General features: G+C 50.6%; 17 protein-coding genes. 8 read left to right on the top strand and 9 right to left on the bottom strand.

Annotation, left to right across the window (positions count from 1 at the left end):
- Positions 1-26: 26 nt before the first annotated feature.
- A complete protein-coding gene (locus tag HV314_RS12170) occupies positions 27-716 on the bottom strand; it encodes an EAL domain-containing protein (protein WP_141875524.1) in 690 nt (229 codons plus the stop codon).
- A gap of 441 nt (positions 717-1,157) precedes the next feature.
- Here HV314_RS12170 and fabI point away from each other — a divergent pair, with 441 nt between their 5' ends.
- From fabI to osmB, 7 genes are all read left to right on the top strand, one after another.
- A complete protein-coding gene (fabI, locus tag HV314_RS12165; RefSeq protein WP_131345935.1) occupies positions 1,158-1,946 on the top strand; it encodes an enoyl-ACP reductase FabI in 789 nt (262 codons plus the stop codon).
- A 199-nt stretch (positions 1,947-2,145) separates the two neighbouring features.
- Positions 2,146-3,291, top strand: coding sequence for a carboxymuconolactone decarboxylase family protein (locus tag HV314_RS12160; RefSeq protein WP_181548056.1), 1,146 nt, complete (start codon positions 2,146-2,148; stop codon positions 3,289-3,291).
- An 89-nt stretch (positions 3,292-3,380) separates the two neighbouring features.
- Positions 3,381-5,315: an exoribonuclease II gene (locus HV314_RS12155; RefSeq protein WP_181548055.1), complete on the top strand. Its 1,935-nt coding sequence runs from the start codon at positions 3,381-3,383 to the stop codon at positions 5,313-5,315.
- Between the two features lie 265 nt (positions 5,316-5,580).
- On the top strand, positions 5,581-7,572 hold the full coding sequence (gene pdeR / locus HV314_RS12150) for a cyclic di-GMP phosphodiesterase (RefSeq protein WP_047502364.1): 1,992 nt from the start codon (positions 5,581-5,583) through the stop codon (positions 7,570-7,572).
- Between the two features lie 182 nt (positions 7,573-7,754).
- Positions 7,755-7,937 (top strand): YciZ family protein, encoded by a 183-nt coding sequence (locus tag HV314_RS12145; RefSeq protein ID WP_016153241.1) that lies wholly within the window; start codon positions 7,755-7,757, stop codon positions 7,935-7,937.
- Positions 7,938-8,032: 95 nt separating this feature from the next.
- The gene (yciT, locus tag HV314_RS12140; protein WP_016153242.1) at positions 8,033-8,785 is read left to right on the top strand and encodes a DNA-binding transcriptional regulator YciT; all 753 of its coding nucleotides are present in this window, start codon (positions 8,033-8,035) and stop codon (positions 8,783-8,785) included.
- 268 nt (positions 8,786-9,053) lie between these two features.
- On the top strand, positions 9,054-9,272 hold the full coding sequence (gene osmB / locus HV314_RS12135; protein ID WP_003020583.1) for an osmotically-inducible lipoprotein OsmB: 219 nt from the start codon (positions 9,054-9,056) through the stop codon (positions 9,270-9,272).
- A gap of 90 nt (positions 9,273-9,362) precedes the next feature.
- Here the strand turns inward: osmB and yciH are convergent, their stop codons facing one another.
- The 5 genes from yciH to pgpB form a co-directional block, all read right to left on the bottom strand.
- Entirely contained in the window at positions 9,363-9,689 is a 327-nt protein-coding gene (yciH, locus tag HV314_RS12130; RefSeq protein ID WP_016153243.1) for a stress response translation initiation inhibitor YciH, read from the bottom strand.
- On the bottom strand, positions 9,690-10,427 hold the full coding sequence (pyrF, locus tag HV314_RS12125) for an orotidine-5'-phosphate decarboxylase (RefSeq protein ID WP_049282555.1): 738 nt from the start codon (positions 10,425-10,427) through the stop codon (positions 9,690-9,692).
- Between the two features lie 190 nt (positions 10,428-10,617).
- Positions 10,618-11,787 (bottom strand): lipopolysaccharide assembly protein LapB, encoded by a 1,170-nt coding sequence (gene lapB / locus HV314_RS12120; RefSeq protein WP_047417273.1) that lies wholly within the window; start codon positions 11,785-11,787, stop codon positions 10,618-10,620.
- Positions 11,788-11,793: 6 nt separating this feature from the next.
- On the bottom strand, positions 11,794-12,102 hold the full coding sequence (locus tag HV314_RS12115; protein WP_181548054.1) for a LapA family protein: 309 nt from the start codon (positions 12,100-12,102) through the stop codon (positions 11,794-11,796).
- A 149-nt stretch (positions 12,103-12,251) separates the two neighbouring features.
- Positions 12,252-13,016 carry a phosphatidylglycerophosphatase B gene (gene pgpB, locus HV314_RS12110; protein WP_181548053.1) on the bottom strand — a complete coding sequence of 255 codons (765 nt, stop codon included), beginning with the start codon at positions 13,014-13,016 and terminating at the stop codon, positions 12,252-12,254.
- 202 nt (positions 13,017-13,218) lie between these two features.
- Here pgpB and ribA point away from each other — a divergent pair, with 202 nt between their 5' ends.
- A complete protein-coding gene (gene ribA / locus HV314_RS12105) occupies positions 13,219-13,809 on the top strand; it encodes a GTP cyclohydrolase II (RefSeq protein WP_016153247.1) in 591 nt (196 codons plus the stop codon).
- 50 nt (positions 13,810-13,859) lie between these two features.
- Here the strand turns inward: ribA and acnA are convergent, their stop codons facing one another.
- The 3 genes from acnA to HV314_RS12090 form a co-directional block, all read right to left on the bottom strand.
- Positions 13,860-16,535 (bottom strand): aconitate hydratase AcnA, encoded by a 2,676-nt coding sequence (gene acnA, locus HV314_RS12100; RefSeq protein WP_094761282.1) that lies wholly within the window; start codon positions 16,533-16,535, stop codon positions 13,860-13,862.
- A 267-nt stretch (positions 16,536-16,802) separates the two neighbouring features.
- Positions 16,803-16,973: a hypothetical protein gene (locus tag HV314_RS12095; RefSeq protein WP_176442202.1), complete on the bottom strand. Its 171-nt coding sequence runs from the start codon at positions 16,971-16,973 to the stop codon at positions 16,803-16,805.
- A gap of 3 nt (positions 16,974-16,976) precedes the next feature.
- The gene (locus tag HV314_RS12090) at positions 16,977-17,117 is read right to left on the bottom strand and encodes a YmiA family putative membrane protein (RefSeq protein ID WP_213238933.1); all 141 of its coding nucleotides are present in this window, start codon (positions 17,115-17,117) and stop codon (positions 16,977-16,979) included.
- Positions 17,118-17,123 lie beyond the last annotated feature (6 nt).

Below are 17,123 nucleotides of genomic sequence, written 5' to 3'. Positions count from 1 at the left end.
TCCTCAACCGGAGGGCAATTTTGCAATCAGTGACAAACATTTGGTAAGAGCAGTGTATCAACCTCGCTAAACGCGACCGAAGGGAAAAGGGATCCCTGCATCACCCAAACACCAGCCGCGCCTACTTCGTCGATAAGCTGTTTGGTTTCCACGCCCTCCACCGCAATGCGGTCGCAATATTCGCGGATGTTTTTAATTAGCACCGGGAACATCGGTTTTTCAGCCTGATCCAGGAAAAAACCACGATCCAACTTCACAACATCAAAACGACCGCAAACCAGCGGACTGGCCCCAATGCTGCCGGAGCCCAGATCGCCCAGCCATAATGCGTTTGGACCGTCGCAAAGTGAATTAATCAGCAGATTATTCAGACATACGGTATTCGTCAGAAAACGCTCTGAAAGTTCTAGTGCGACAAAAGGCATGGCATGTAGCGCCGATTTGACGCTCGGGTCGCCAATTGCCAGCAGCGCCATTTCATCAATGAGGTTCAGAGTACAGAAAAGGTTGTGGCTCTCAAACCAATTACGCTTTTCGGCAATTAATCGAATTTGCTCGAGCATGAAATTACGTTTTTGTTCGCTATTCCACGCTGAAATGATGAACTCTGGATGTATCGGCGAAACCGTATCTGAAGCAAACCGGACGCTCATCTCAACACCCAGTAACGTATCAGTTGTGTCTATCATCGGTTCCGCGATGAAATGATAGTGCATAAGACCACTCCAATTGATCATAACTTCCTGATAATGCACTTTTAATCACAATCAATCAATAATAACGATCAATGTGTCAATATTGATCGATAAAAACAATATATCATAACGAACTGAATACGGTCATATTTTTTGTTTTAAGAAAGTTCCTACATTGCTATGTTTTAAAACATAAGCTAGCAGTTAATAATACCATTGAGATGCCTTTAAAGCCTTGTATTTTCTCCATCCCCCCGGGCTTCGCAGAATGAAAGAGACTTAACCAGGGAAAGTGTTATAACCCTCATGTGTAATGAAAAGTGATTATCAGTAAGGGATGATAACTATTCTACAAGGCACAAAGAGTGGGATATAATTGCTGCCCCATTTCGAACCACCTTCAAATTGTGATCATAACTCATTGATTGCTAAAAATAAGCAATGACCATAAGGATTAAAGCTATGGGTTTTCTTTCCGGTAAGCGCATTCTGGTAACGGGTCTTGCCAGCAAACTGTCCATCGCCTGGGGTATCGCTCAGGCCATGCATCGCGAAGGGGCTGAACTGGCGTTCACCTACCAGAATGACAAACTAAAAGGCCGCGTCGAAGAATTTGCAGCTCAACTGGGTTCCAGCATCGTACTGCAGTGTGATGTGGCGGAAGACGCCAGCATTGATGCACTGTTTACCGAACTGGGCAAAGCCTGGCCGAAATTCGACGGTTTCGTGCACTCCATTGGTTATGCGCCCGCAGACCAACTGGATGGCGACTATGTGAATGCAGTCACCCGCGAAGGCTTCAAAATTGCTCATGACATCAGCGCTTACAGCTTTGTGGCGATGGCAAAAGCCTGCCGTTCCATGCTGAATCCAGGCTCGGCGCTGCTGACGCTATCCTATCTGGGCGCAGAGCGCGCCATCCCTAACTACAACGTGATGGGACTGGCAAAAGCCTCACTGGAAGCGAACGTCCGCTATATGGCTAATGCGATGGGTCCTGAAGGCGTGCGTGTGAACGCTATTTCTGCCGGTCCTATCCGTACACTCGCCGCTTCCGGCATTAAAGATTTCCGTAAAATGTTGGCGCATTGTGAAGCGGTTACGCCGATTCGCCGCACTGTAACCATTGAAGATGTGGGCAACTCCGCAGCATTTTTGTGCTCCGATCTTGCTGCCGGCATCTCGGGTGAAGTCGTTCACGTCGATGGTGGCTTCAGTATCGCGGCAATGAACGAGCTGGAACTGAAATAATCGTAAGTCTTCTATGGGCGGTCTTGCCCCGCCCATGACTCTCCTCTGCCCGCCGCCATATATGCTTTTCTGATATTTATTATCACGGAACAATCTTTCATCCCCTCTTCTGCTTACGTCAGGATATTGCAGCGCAAACGATCCGGCGTAGTAGTAGACGACGTGTCCGGGTCGCCACTTTTTAGACCAAGGACCGCCCATGGAACAACGCCGAATTGAAGGCAAAAGCCACTGGTATCATGAGACGCAATCCAGCAAGCATCCGCAAGATATTCTGCCGCTGGTTCCGGAAGCCGCTCATGTCGACGACAGCTTTTTACTGGATCTGGCGATACCTGATGACGCCCTTTTGCCTTTTCAATCCTGGTTAACCCCTGCCCGTAAGCTTGCCCAGGTTCTCTTCCCGGTTCACGTAAAACTGAATCAGATGCACACATTCAGCGCCTATGAACGGATGAGTACGGCGCTAACCGTCGCTCAGGTGTATGGCGTCCAGCGATTGTGCAATCACTATGCCGCGCGGTTAACACCGCTTCCTGGTCCTGACTCGTCACGGGAAAGTAACCATCGGCTGGCGCAAATCACCCAATATGCTCGCCAACTTGCCAGCTCTCCTGACGTGATAGGCGCACGCGATCGCCAGCATCTGGATGCGGTCGGGCTGACTACCAGCGATAGTATTTTGATGAATCAAATTATCGGCTTCGTCGGTTTTCAGGCCCGGACCGTGGCCCTTTTTCAGGCCTGGTTTGGACATCAGGTACGCCGAATACCGGGGCTGGATATACAGCAATTCGCTCACGCTTCGCCATTTAGTGCAACAAACGCTACCTGGCACGCTGCGCCATTCCCAATCGAAAAATATCATTCTCAGGACGAGACGACGGCCAGACATTTTCCCGATGAACTGCAAGCGTTGGTGCCATTACTGATTCATTCACCAGTCATTTTGGATTTATTCACGACACTGATTTCCAGTACCCGGCGCAGCGCTGTGCCGGTGCGGGCATTTTCACTGGCGGCGCTAATGACGTCACGGATTAACGGCAGCGTGGCCTGCTTTAATGAACAGGCACATACAGCCAATGAATTAGCCAACGTTATCGCCCTGCTTCGCCAGGAGGAACGTGAATTACAGCGTTGGGAACAGCGACATCCGGTTGAGCGCGTCACCCTGCAGGCGGTACAATGGCTAACCCGAGCGCCCGACCGTTTTAGCGCCGCGCTGTTAACCCCTTTGTTCGATCAGGGCATCTCTTCTGAACAAGCGATTAACCTGCTGGCCTGGAGCGGATTGTGCGGATGGTTGAATCGCTTGAAAATCGCGCTGGGCGAGACTTATTAACCGATCCACTTACTGAAAGAGCGCTTGCCGCAACTGAGAGAATCGCGTAAAACTGTCAGCCGCTCTTTTAGCCACGAAAATAGACAATTATGCTTCAGGACAACCCGCTGCTAGCGCAGCTTAAACAGCAACTGCATTCCCAGACGCCACGTGCTGAAGGGGTGGTAAAAGCCACGGAAAAAGGCTTTGGCTTCCTGGAAGTCGATGCACAAAAAAGCTATTTCATTCCACCGCCGCAGATGAAAAAAGTGATGCATGGCGACCGCATTGTTGCGGTTATCCATACAGAAAAAGATCGTGAATCTGCCGAGCCGGAAGAACTTATCGAACCCTTCCTGACGCGCTTCGTGGGTAAAGTTCAGGGCAAAAATGATCGTCTGTCCATTGTGCCGGATCATCCGTTACTGAAAGAAGCGATCCCTTGCCGTGCCGCCCGCGGCGTTGAGCACGACTTTAAAGAAGGTGACTGGGCCGTCGCTGAAATGCGCCGCCACCCGCTGAAAGGCGATCGCACCTTCTATGCCGAGTTAACCCAATTTATCACTTTTGCTGATGACCACTTTGTCCCGTGGTGGGTCACGCTGGCACGCCATAATCTCGAAAAAGAAGCGCCGGACGGTGTGGCAACTGAGATGCTGGATGAAGGTCTGGTTCGTCAGGACTTAACCGCCCTCAACTTTGTCACCATCGACAGCGCCAGCACCGAAGATATGGACGATGCGCTGTATGCTGAAGAGCTGGCCGACGGCAAACTGCAATTAACTGTCGCCATTGCCGACCCTACGGCCTGGATTGCAGAAGGCAGCAAGCTGGATAAAACGGCAAAAATTCGCGCGTTTACTAACTATCTGCCGGGGTTCAATATCCCGATGCTACCACGCGAGTTGTCTGACGATCTGTGCTCTTTACGCGCGAACGAAGTGCGTCCGGTTCTGGCTTGTCGTATGACCATCACCGCGGATGGCGCGATTGAAGACAACATCACCTTCTTCGCAGCGACGATTGAGTCGAAAGCGAAGCTGGTCTACGACAACGCCTCCGACTGGCTGGAAGGTGCCGGTGACTGGCAGCCTGCAAATGACGCGATTGCTGAACAAATCCGTCTGCTACACCGTATTTGCCTGAGCCGCGGTGAATGGCGTCATAACCATGCTCTGGTATTTAAAGATCGCCCGGATTACCGTTTTGTTCTTGGTGAAAAAGGTGAAGTCCTGGACATCGTTGCTGAGCCACGCCGCATCGCAAACCGTATCGTGGAAGAATCCATGATTGCGGCAAACATTTGCGCCGCCCGCGTGCTTCGCGACAAGCTGGGCTTCGGGATTTATAACGTCCATATGGGATTCGACCCAGCCAACGCCGACGCTCTGGCCGCGCTGCTAAAAACCCATGGTATGCACGTTGATGCCGAGGAAGTCCTGACGCTGGAAGGTTTCTGCAAACTGCGCCGCGAGCTGGATGCGCAGCCTTCTGGTTTCCTCGACAGCCGAATTCGTCGCTTCCAGTCTTACGCTGAAATCAGTATCGAGCCAGGGCCGCACTTTGGGCTGGGTCTGGAGGCTTATGCCACCTGGACCTCTCCTATTCGTAAATATGGCGATATGATTAACCACCGCCTGCTTAAGGCCGTCATCAAAGGTGAAACCATCGCCCGTCCTGGGGATGATACCACGGTGCAAATGGCGGAACGTCGTCGCCTGAACCGGATGGCTGAGCGTGATGTGGGCGACTGGTTATACGCCCGTTTCCTGAGTGACAAAGCCGGGACCGATACCCGCTTTGCGGCCGAGATAATTGACGTCAGCCGCGGCGGTATGCGCGTGCGTTTAATTGATAATGGCGCAGTCGCATTTATTCCTGCCCCATTCCTGCACGCCGTTCGGGACGAGCTGGTATGCAGCCAGGAAAGCGGCACGGTGCAAATTAAAGGTGAAGTGGTTTACAAAGTCACGGATGTGATTGACGTAACCATCGCCGAAGTTCGCATGGAAACCCGCAGCGTTATCGCGCGTCCAGCCGCGTAACACGTATCAATCCAGCGACCTTTCTCATTTTGTGAAAGGTCGTTTCTTTTTTCCGCCCAAATTCCCACCACCGCACTACACTTCTTTCATTCAGTCAATTTTATTTTTTTACTTTTTTCAGTTCCGCTGGCTTTGCTTTTTACGGATTCTGGATTAAACATAAATATATAAAAAAAACAATACGTTCAGCCATAATCACCCCGAATGAATCATGGCTACCCATACTTTTGAGGCTCTATGCGCTTTAAACGGGATAGTACACATGATGAAAGACGTCCGGGAGCTGGTTACGTTGTATAGCTATGTGGGCACTCATAACCCCTACTGGCGTTTGTCAGAGGATTGCAACATCCTGCATTTCTCTATCGACGAAGCGTCAGAAGCTGATCAGACCATCGAATTATTACCTGAACAAGCCGATCGCATTCGCGAAATGACGGTGATCACGTCAAGTCTGCTAATGACGTTGCCCATTGAAGATGACGACATTCCCGTGCATCTGGTCGGTCGAAAAATCAATAAGCGCGAATGGGCTGGTAGCGCATCAGCCTGGGATGACACCCCTTCCGTCGCCCGCGATCTGGCCCACGGCCTCTCTTTTGCCGAACAAGTCGTTTCCGAAGCCAATTCCGTTATTGTCATTCTTGACCGCATGGGCAACATTCAGCGGTTTAATCGCCTGTGCGAAGAGTACACCGGCCTCAAAGAACGTGAAGTCATTGGTCAAAGTGTATTCACATTATTTATGAGCCGTCGTGAAGCAGCGGCTTCACGGCGCAATATTGAGGTCTTTTTTCGCGAAGGTAACTCGTATGAGGTTGAACGCTGGGTCAAGACCTGCAAAGGCCAGCGTCTGTTTCTGTTTCGCAATAAATTTGTGCATAACGGTAGCGGCAAGAACGAAATTTTTCTGATCTGTTCCGGGACCGATATCACTGAAGAACGCCGCGCACAGGAACGACTGCGGGTGTTGGCAAATACCGACTCCATCACTGGATTACCAAACCGCAACGCAATTCATGAACTGATCAGCAATGCAATTGAGAACGCGGGCGATACGCAGGTCGGTATTGCGTACCTCGATCTGGATAACTTCAAAAAGGTAAACGATGCCTACGGGCATATGTTTGGCGATCAGCTACTACAAAGCGTGTCGCTGGCAATCCTCAGTTGCCTCGAAGACAACCAGATCCTGGCGCGATTTGGCGGCGATGAATTCATTGTTCTTGCCACCGAAACATCCCAGGGCACACTGGAAGCCACCGCATCACGCATTCTGACGCGCCTGCGCCAGCCCTTCCGCATCGGTCTGATTGAAGTCTATACCGGATGCTCTATTGGTATATCCCTCGCACCTCAGCATGGCCAGGACTGCGAGAGCGTCATTCGTAACGCGGATACAGCCATGTACACCGCGAAAGAAGGCGGCCGTGGGCAGTTTTGTGTTTTTTCTCCGGAAATGAATCAGCGGGTATTTGAATATCTGTGGCTGGATACTAATCTGCGTAAGGCGCTGGATAACGATCAACTGGTTATCCATTATCAACCAAAGATAACCTGGCGCGGTGAAGTGCGCAGCCTGGAGGCGCTGGTTCGCTGGCAATCTCCGGAACGCGGCCTCATTCCACCGCTGGAGTTTATATCCTACGCCGAAGAATCGGGGCTCATCGTCCCGCTGGGGCGTTGGGTTATTCTCGACGTTGTGCGTCAGGTCGCGAAATGGCGCGACAAGGGAATAAACCTGCGCGTGGCGGTAAACGTTTCTGCCCGCCAGCTCGCCGATCAGACGCTTTTTACCGCACTTAAGCAGGTACTTCACGAGCTCAACTTTGAGTATTGCCCCATCGATGTTGAATTAACGGAAAGCAGTTTGATAGAAAATGAGCAACTGGCGTTGTCAGTCATTCAGCAGTTTAGCCAGTTGGGAGCGCAAATCCATTTGGATGATTTTGGTACCGGTTATTCGTCGCTGTCTCAACTGGCCCGCTTTCCGCTAGATGCCATTAAACTGGATCAGACCTTTGTCAGAGAGATCCACAAACAACCTATTTCACAATCGCTGGTACGGGCCATAGTTGCGGTAGCACAGGCACTCAACCTGCAGGTCATCGCCGAAGGCGTGGAAAGCGCGAAAGAGGATGCGTTTCTGACCAAAAATGGCGTCAATGAGCGTCAGGGGTTTTTATTCGCCAAACCAATGCCAGCCGCCGCATTTGAACGTTGGTATCGCCGCCATCTGAGTAAAAAAATGCGCTAATGCAGAGAGAATGAAGGTGATAAATAGCCATAAATGGACATTACTTGACGACGCTATCCGCATGTAATCACAGAATATATAATATTCTTCAATCGTTCAGGTTAATACTATTTTTCCCTTCTCTTTTGCCATGAAATTCTGCATCATGAAATTCACACTCTATTGCCATTAGGATGACGACCATGTCTGATATCGACGCTCAGCGTCTGGCCGAACGTATTGATACCGTGCTGGATATCCTCGTTGCAGGTGATTACCACTCAGCCATCCACAATCTTGAAATTTTGAAAGCTGAACTGTTAAACACGGTCAAAGAAGATGCCGAATCTTTGGCGAAAAAGCAGAAGGCGCCATGGGAGATCTGATGACAGTGATCTTTTGATGTCGCTGCTATCAGCAAACTGCAGATAATGCAGTTTCCGTTTAATTTCCGATACGATATCGCAATAAAATTAATACTATGAATTCCCGACAACAATCTATTTTGCAGATGGTGACCGATAAAGGTCAGATGAGCGTCGCCGATCTGGCAAAAGTCACCGGTGTCTCCGAAGTGACGATTCGACAGGATCTGAACACGCTGGAAAAACAGAGTTACTTACGCCGAGCCCACGGTTTTGCTGTTTCATTGAACAGCGATGATGTTGAAACGCGCATGATGACCAATTTCACTCTGAAACGTGAACTGGCTGAATTCGCTGCATCTCTGGTCAGTCCAGGCGAATCCGTATTCATTGAGAATGGCAGCAGCAATGCACTTCTGGCCAGAACGCTGGCAGAGCAAAAAGATGTCACCATCATCACCGTGAGCAGCTACATTGCTCATCTGCTCAAAGAAACGCCCTGTGAAGTGATACTTCTCGGTGGAATTTACCAGAAAAAAAGTGAGAGCATGGTTGGCCCCTTAACTCGCCAGTTTATCCAACAGGTACACTTCAGTAAGGCCTTTATCGGCATTGACGGCTGGCAGGCTGATACCGGTTTTACCGGACGCGATATGATGCGTTCTGACGTGGTTAACGCGGTGCTGGAAAAAGGCGCAGAAGTTATTGTGTTGACCGACAGCTCAAAATTCGACGCCATTCACCCTTACACGCTGGGTCCATTAGAGCGATTCAGCCGCGTAGTAACGGACTCCAGACTCAGCGCCAGCGTACAAATGCAGCTCGAACATTCAGGATTAATCGTCAATATCATTGATGCCCACGCATAAAATCTTCAGTAGATGGTTTGTCACCAGACAAATCATCTGCTCTCTGAGAGTTATCTGACAGTCCAATTAAGACTTTTTACCTGTCGTTAACAGGATAAAGTCGTAAAATTAATGTTAGCGATATAACAGGAACGAACCTCCAACTTCAGGATAGTGTTTGTAATGACTTCGCTAAACGGTTTCACGGAAATATCTTCGATAGTCTTAATTTGACGCTATCCTTAAAGAACACTGGATTCCGTGAATCAATAATTCAGGAGAAAGTATTATGTTAGTAACGAGCAAAAAAATGACCGCTGCCATTCTGGCGATTACTCTGGCAATGTCGCTGAGTGCCTGCTCTAACTGGTCCAAACGAGATCGTAACACCGCAATCGGTGCTGGTGCAGGTGCAATAGGTGGTGCAGTCCTGACTGACGGTAGCACGCTGGGTACGCTGGGTGGTGCTGCAGTAGGTGGTATTATTGGCCACCAGGTGGGTAAATAATCTACGGTTAAACGGCTCGATATAATAATACGTTTACTTTTTCAGGTCTGTATTATTAAAAAGCCACGGAAATTTTCCGTGGCTTTTTTATTAACCGCCAGCCAGTTTAACTTTCATTCCTTTAGCTTCCAGCAGCGATTTAATCAGGTCGCGTTTATCCCCCTGAATTTCAATCACGCCATCTTTCACTGCTCCACCGCAACCACACTTTTTCTTCAGTTCTGCGGCTAATTTGGTCAGTTCGGCATCGTCTTGATCAATACCGGTAATCAGGCACACGCCCTTCCCTTTGCGACCACTGGTCTGGCGCTGGATACGAACAATGCCATCGCCTTTTGGACGCTCAGGCGCTGTTTTCGGTTCATCAATACGCCCGGAGTCGGTAGAGTAGACCAGACGAGAGTTTGAGTCGTTCATTTACGCACCTCGTTTCAGGGAAGCATTGATCATCTTCAGCGTCTGCGCGGGATCGGCCGACTGGGTGACCGGACGACCAATCACCATGTAATCCACACCTGCTAATTGCGCCTGTTCCGGTGTCATAATACGACGCTGATCGCCCGCCTCGCTGCCTTCTGGACGAATACCCGGTGTCACCAGCTTAAATGCCTGGCCCAACGCCTGCTTGAATCGCACCGCTTCCTGAGCTGAGCATACGACACCATCCAGACCACAATTCTGGGTTAAGCGCGCCAGTCTTTCAGCATAATCCGCAGGTGACAACGTCACGCCTAGATCGGCGAGGTCGCTGGCTTCCATACTGGTCAGAACCGTCACGGCAATCAGTAGCGGCGCATCCTGGCCAAAAGGCACTAAGGCTTCACGGGCTGCAGTCATCATACGCGCCCCGCCAGAAGCGTGAACGTTAACCATCCAGACGCCAAGTTCGGCAGCAGCGGCAACTGCATGCGCGGTGGTATTGGGAATATCATGAAATTTCAAATCAAGAAAGATGTCAAAACCACGCTGTTGTAGATCGCGAACCAACTGAGGCCCAAAAAGCGTGAACATCTCTTTGCCCACTTTCAAACGGCAATCACGAGGATCAATTCTGTCAACAAAAGCTAATGCTTTATCACGATTAGAATAATCGAGAGCGACAACGACAGGAGAATCGGTAACAGCACGAGAAGAAGATGAAGCAGTAAACGTCATGACCAGACCTTCTTGAGGATGGGCGCCCACGGCGGCGCGAAATGGGTAAACGGCGTGCATTCTACCTGCGGTAATAGAAAATTAACAGGCGCGATTACATTTCTGCCAGGCGAACCGGCAGCGGAGGTTGAGGATGGATTGATTACATACCAATAGTATGTTGTAACTAAAGTGAGGTTTTTTTTAAAAATTACAGCCCATCAAGTCCGCGAATGGGCTTAATGGTTGACCATGAACGGCAGGATGGACAGTGCCAGTAAAGCGTATACGCCGTAAAACCGCACTTCTGGCAGCTGTAACGCGGTTTACTGCGTACCTGCTCTCCGACCATATCGCGCAGAACCATCAGGCTCTCTTTAGCACGCCCTTCTTCTGCTTCGTGGAGATGATAATCCATCAGCTTGTGGAACACGCGCATCGTAGGATGACGTTGCAACTGACGAGTGATATAGACCTGAGCGGTATCAGCCCCCTCACGCGCCTCAAGAATATCAGCCAGCATCAGTTCGGCGGCGGCACCAGTATTTTCCTCAACGGCCCGACGTAAAAACTCCGCCCACTCATCGTTTTTCCCCAGATGCTGGTAGCAGCTTTGCAGCATTTCCAGCGTTTCGCTGACCAGCTCTTTATCCTGGGAAATGACCCGTTGCAGGCTTTCAACCGCCTTCGCGTAATCACCTTTTTCCATGTACACGCGACCCATCATGATGGATACCCGTGCACTGTTTTTGTCTGCCGCCGCGCCTTTTTTCAACAGCGTCATGGCGCGATCCATATCGTCGCTGCCCATTTGCTGTAAGGCCAGTTCGCAGTAGAAGTGGGCTATCTCATTACGCTGTTTGTCTTTGCCGAGTTTTACCAGACGCTCTGCTACATCAATGGCTTTTTGCCATTCGCTGGTGGCCTGATAAATTTGCAACAGTTGCTGTAATGCGCCAACCCGAAAATCAGTTTCATCGGTAAGCTGATTGAACATGTCTTCCGCGCGGTCGTACAGTCCCGCGGCCATGTAGTCGCGCCCCAGCTGTTGCACGGCCAGCAAACGCTGCTCGTAGGTCAGCGAGGCACTTTCCATTAACGTTTGATGGATGCGGATTGCGCGATCGACTTCACCGCGAGAGCGGAACAGGTTTCCGAGGGTGAGATGAGCCTCAACGGTGCCTGTGTCCTCTTTTAGCATATCAAGGAACAGATCCACCGCTTTATCTTGTTGGTTGCTCAGGAGGAAGTTAACCCCGGCGACATAGTCACGAGAAAGACGGTTAGCTTCATCCTGCTTGGTTTGTTGCGCACTTCTGCGACCCATATACCACCCATAGGCAGCGGCTACAGGTAAAAGCAGAAACAACAACTCCAACATAAATAATTATTCCTTCACAACCGACGAATTGGCAGATACCGCAACGTCGGTCGCAGGCGCAAGCTGGTTTTCCAGTCGTTTGATTTTACGTTCGGCGCGCGCAAGAGACACACGAACCTTCAGCCAGAAAAGGCCGCAAATTAGCCAACCAATCGCAAACCCTGCGGCAAACAATACAGCAAGCAGCGTAGAGATACGATACTCACCCTGAGCCAGCAGGTAATTAAACGTAACCTGTTGATCGTTTTGCGCACCCAATGTCACCGAAATAACAAAAATCGCCAACACCAGTAAGAAAATGAGTAAATATTTCACATTACTTCCCGTTATGTGGTTTGAGCGAATAAATCGTGTCCAACTTACCGCGTTTAGCCCTTTAAATTACCATTTTCACAACGAGTGCGAAACGGAAAAGCGCTTTCCACTTTCTGATTTAAGGGCAAAATTTGAAAAATCAATCATCGCTAGCTTTCTTGTTCTCGCTGCGCGATTTCTTTTTCCTCCTGCTCTGGTGGGGTTAATGGTCCGCATACCCGCTGTGCAAGCCAGGTTGCCAGCGTCACCAACAGCCACGAAATCAGCGTTGCCACCACCAAATCACGGGGCCAGTGCATGCCTAACAGCAAGCGGCTACCCATCACGCCGGTCGCCCAGATCAGCAGAAACACAATCGTCAGCGTACGTCTGCGCGGCCATAACAGCCCTACGCCCAGTAAAGCCCAACTGGCGGCAAACATCGTATGTCCGGACGGAAAGGCAAAACCCGTTTCTTTTTGCCAGTGCTTGCGTAAAAACGTTGGAATATCCTGCTGTTCAGCCAATTGTTCTTTGACTAAATGCCCACGATCTTTACGTTTTAAAGTGTAGAACTCATCAACCGGAATATGGTGCGTTTTTTCCAGCCACACGACAAAAGGTCGCGGTTCTTGCACCCTGTCTTTTACCCAGGACTTCACGCCCTGTCCCACTAAAATCGCCGCTGCCAGAATAGCAAACAACATTACCGCGGCTTTAAGACGAAAACGCAGGCACCACAGAAACCATGCACAAAGCGCAACGTGAGTGAAAATTCCCCACGGCTGCGTCACCGTTTCCGTTACCCAGTACAAGGACTTTAACCACCAGACATTGTGCCCCGGCTGCCAGCTCCAGCCTGATACCCATACGGCAACCGGCATGATAAGTAGCAGTCCGGTCCCCACTGCGGTGCGCTTTGCAATAGACAGCATTGCCTCTCCTTTCGTCGATAAGTATCACAATCATAACTGAAAAATTCGCACGCCGGGAAAATTGACAATTTTGTGCCATTCCAAAAGCGAATCCGTGGTCGCGATTAGGTGAACGTCGTTGCCTTATGGCAAAATAGTGTAATACAGAACAGAAGCCGACAGGCGAAGGCACGACGAGTGCCAGCATAATCTGGAGAATTACATGCAGCTTAAACGTGTGGCAGAAGCCAAACTGCCAACCCCCTGGGGTGATTTCCTGATGGTGGGATTTGAAGAACTGGCAACCGGACACGATCATGTCGCACTGGTTTTTGGTGATATAACAGGCCAAACACCTGTCCTGGCGCGCGTCCACTCCGAATGTCTGACTGGCGATGCGCTGTTTAGCCTGCGTTGCGATTGCGGTTTCCAGCTCGAAGCGGCCCTCACCCACATTGCAGAAGAAGGGCGTGGCATTCTGCTTTATCACCGTCAGGAAGGACGCAACATTGGCCTGCTCAACAAAATCCGCGCTTACGCGTTGCAGGACCAGGGTTATGATACCGTTGAAGCGAATCATCAGTTGGGATTTGCGGCAGACGAGCGCGATTTCACGCTGTGTGCCGATATGTTCAAGCTGCTGGGCGTGGATGCGGTACGTTTGCTGACCAATAATCCGAAGAAAGTAGAAATCCTGACCGAAGCGGGAATCAATATTGTTGAACGCGTGCCGCTGATCGTGGGCCGTAATCCAAAAAATGAACATTATCTGGACACCAAAGCCGCCAAGATGGGACATTTGCTGGGCAAATAATCGTTGTCACCGCCTATCAAAAAGCCTGCTCTCGCAGGCTTTTTTGCATTTTAATTCAACATATTACGAATCACGTAGTGCAGAATGCCGTCGTTTTGGTAATACGTTAGCTCCGTCGCGGTATCAATGCGACAGCGGCATAGAATCACCTCTTTACGCCCATCTGCGCGTACCATACTCACCGGAACTGTCGCCCCCGGTTTAATGTTTTGTAGGTCCGTAATATCGATCGCCTCCTCACCGGTTAATCCCAGCGTTTTACGCGTGACGCCCTGCGGGAATTCCAGCGGTAAAATGCCCATGCCAATCAGGTTAGAACGGTGAATTCGCTCAAAAGACTCTGCGATAACCACGCGAACGCCCAGCAAACGTGGGCCTTTCGCCGCCCAGTCGCGGCTGGAGCCGGATCCATATTCTTTCCCGGCAATCACCGCCAGAGGCACGTTCTCCTGCTGGTATTGCATGGCCGCATCATAAATAGCCACCACTTCGGTTCCCGGCAAATGACGCGTCATGCCACCTTCCACGCCGGGTACCATCTCATTGCGAATACGAATATTGGCAAAGGTACCACGCATCATCACTTCATGATTCCCGCGTCGCGAACCGTAGGAGTTAAAATCTTTACGCTCCACGCCATGGCTTTGCAGATAACGCCCCGCCGGACTGTCTGGTTTAATACTGCCGGCAGGAGAAATATGGTCGGTGGTAACAGAATCTCCGAGCATCGCCAGAATACGCGCACCGTGAATGTCCTGAACCGGAGCTGGCGTAGCCTGCATACCATCGAAGAACGGTGACAAACGGATATAGGTCGAGTCAGACTGCCAGCCATAGGTATCAGCGCGATCAACCTGGATTGCTTTCCATTCTGGCGTGCCTTCAAAGACTTCAGCATACTCTTTGTGGAACATGGCGGTAGAGACCTGCTCAACGGCGCGGGCAATTTCCTTGGCTGTCGGCCAAATATCTTTCAGATAAACGGGATCGCCTTTTCTGTCATGGCCTAACGGATCTTTCGTCAGGTTGATATTCATATTCCCCGCCAGCGCATAGGCCACCACCAGCGGCGGAGACGCCAGCCAGTTGGTCTTCACGAGCGGATGGATACGACCTTCAAAGTTACGGTTTCCAGAAAGCACTGCCCCAACCGTAAGATCGCCTTTTTTGATGGCTGTTTCGATAGGATCGGGTAAGGGTCCAGAGTTGCCAATACAGGTGGTACAGCCATAACCCACAAGATTAAATCCCAGCTCATCAAGGTACGGAGTGAACCCAGCCTTTGCCAGATAATCGGAAACCACCTTCGATCCTGGCGCCAACGAGGCTTTCACCCATGGCTGACGTTTCAAACCAAGCGTGACGGCTTTTTTCGCCAGCAGCCCCGCCGCCATCAATACGCTTGGGTTTGAGGTGTTGGTACAAGAGGTGATAGCGGCTATCACCACCGCGCCGTCCGGCAGCTTATACTGCTGACCGCTCATGGTATAGTCCACTGGCTGACGGTCTTTCAGCGAGCTATTCACCTCGAGTTCATTACTCGCCGAAAAGGCTTTCGGCACATCAGCCAGCGCCACCCGATCCTGCGGACGCTTCGGTCCAGCAAGGCTTGCCTCTACGCTGCCCATATCCAGCTCCAACGAACTGGTAAACACAGGTTCATCCCCTGGGTTACGCCACATTCCCTGCGCTTTGGCATAGGCATTGACCAACTCAACCTGTTCCTCACTGCGCCCGCTCAGACGCATATACTCAAGGGTAATGTCATCGATCGGGAAGAAACCGCAGGTTGCGCCGTATTCCGGTGCCATGTTCGCAATGGTTGCTCGATCGGCCAGAGGTAAGGTGTCCAGCCCATCACCGTAGAATTCAACGAATTTACCGACTACACCGTGCTTACGCAGCATCTGGGTGACGGTCAGAACCAGGTCGGTGGCAGTGATGCCTTCCCGCAGTTTACCCACCAGTTTAAAGCCCACAACATCCGGGATCAGCATTGAGACCGGTTGACCCAGCATTGCCGCTTCAGCTTCAATGCCTCCAACGCCCCAGCCCAGCACACCGAGGCCATTAATCATCGTGGTATGGGAATCGGTACCGACCAGTGTATCGGGATAAGCCACCCACTCACCGTCCTGTAACTCGCTCCAGACAGCTTTGCCAAGATATTCAAGGTTAACCTGGTGGCAAATCCCCGTACCCGGCGGTACAACGCTGAAGCGACTAAATGCCTGCTGTCCCCATTTCAGGAACACATAACGTTCATGGTTACGTTCCATTTCCAGACGCACGTTTTCTTCGAAAGCATCATCATCACCGAAACGATCCACCGTTACAGAGTGATCAATGACAAGATCCACTGGCGAAAGCGGGTTCACTTTTGCCGTATCCCCACCCAGACGTTTCACCGCTTCGCGCATGGCGGCGAGATCGACCACCGCCGGCACGCCGGTAAAATCCTGCATCAGAACACGAGCAGGTCGATAGGCAATTTCTCGATCGGCATGAGCGGTCTTCAGCCAATGCGCAAGCGCATGAATATCATCTTCGGTAACGGAATTACCGTCCTGCCAGCGAAGCAGGTTTTCCAGCAAAACTTTTAGCGATTTCGGTAAACGGGTGATATCACCCAGTGATTTAGCGGCCAGCGGCAGACTGTAGTAACGGTAGGTTTTATCTTTAACCTGCAATGTGTCCTTACTGGCTTCTCGTAGGGTCGACGACATAGCTCCTCCTTAATGACAGGGTTGGATCCCCTGATTTTCCTCAGGGTTAGTATTAAAGATAACACAAACAAAATGTAACGCTTTGATAACAACTCAAATTGATAAAAGTGGAGGGCTACAAAAGGGGCAACTGAAGTATCTGGCGAGGAGAAAGGTTTAAGCGGTCAAGGTTAATACGGTGATAAGCATGGCTCATCACGATTGCCCGGAATAAAATATTTGCAGTACAAGACAACAGACTAATAATAATTATAAAATTCGTATCAATTATTGTTTCTGTTCATCATCATCCGCAAACAGATCGATAAACGCCCGTTGTTCAGGAGAGAGTTTCCAGGTCGCTGGAATATTCGGCTTATTCTCTGCGCTGCGTTGACTCTCTTGTTCAGGGTCATCCGGATATGGCATCACGGTGGAGCGTTGTTCCAGTGTGGACATGACCTACCCCCACACATTCCAGGCCACGAGCGCGACAATAATCCAGAACACGGCAGAGCCAAGAAACACAGCGAACCAGGCTTTACGTTTCATGACGGGATCCCGGCGTGCTGGCTGGTTTCCTGAAGGCATCGCTAACCTCATACTATC

It is taken from the genome of Citrobacter sp. RHBSTW-00887, from assembly GCF_013728095.1.
GTDB lineage: Bacteria > Pseudomonadota > Gammaproteobacteria > Enterobacterales > Enterobacteriaceae > Citrobacter > Citrobacter braakii.
This window is presented reverse-complemented; position numbering and strand designations above follow the sequence as displayed.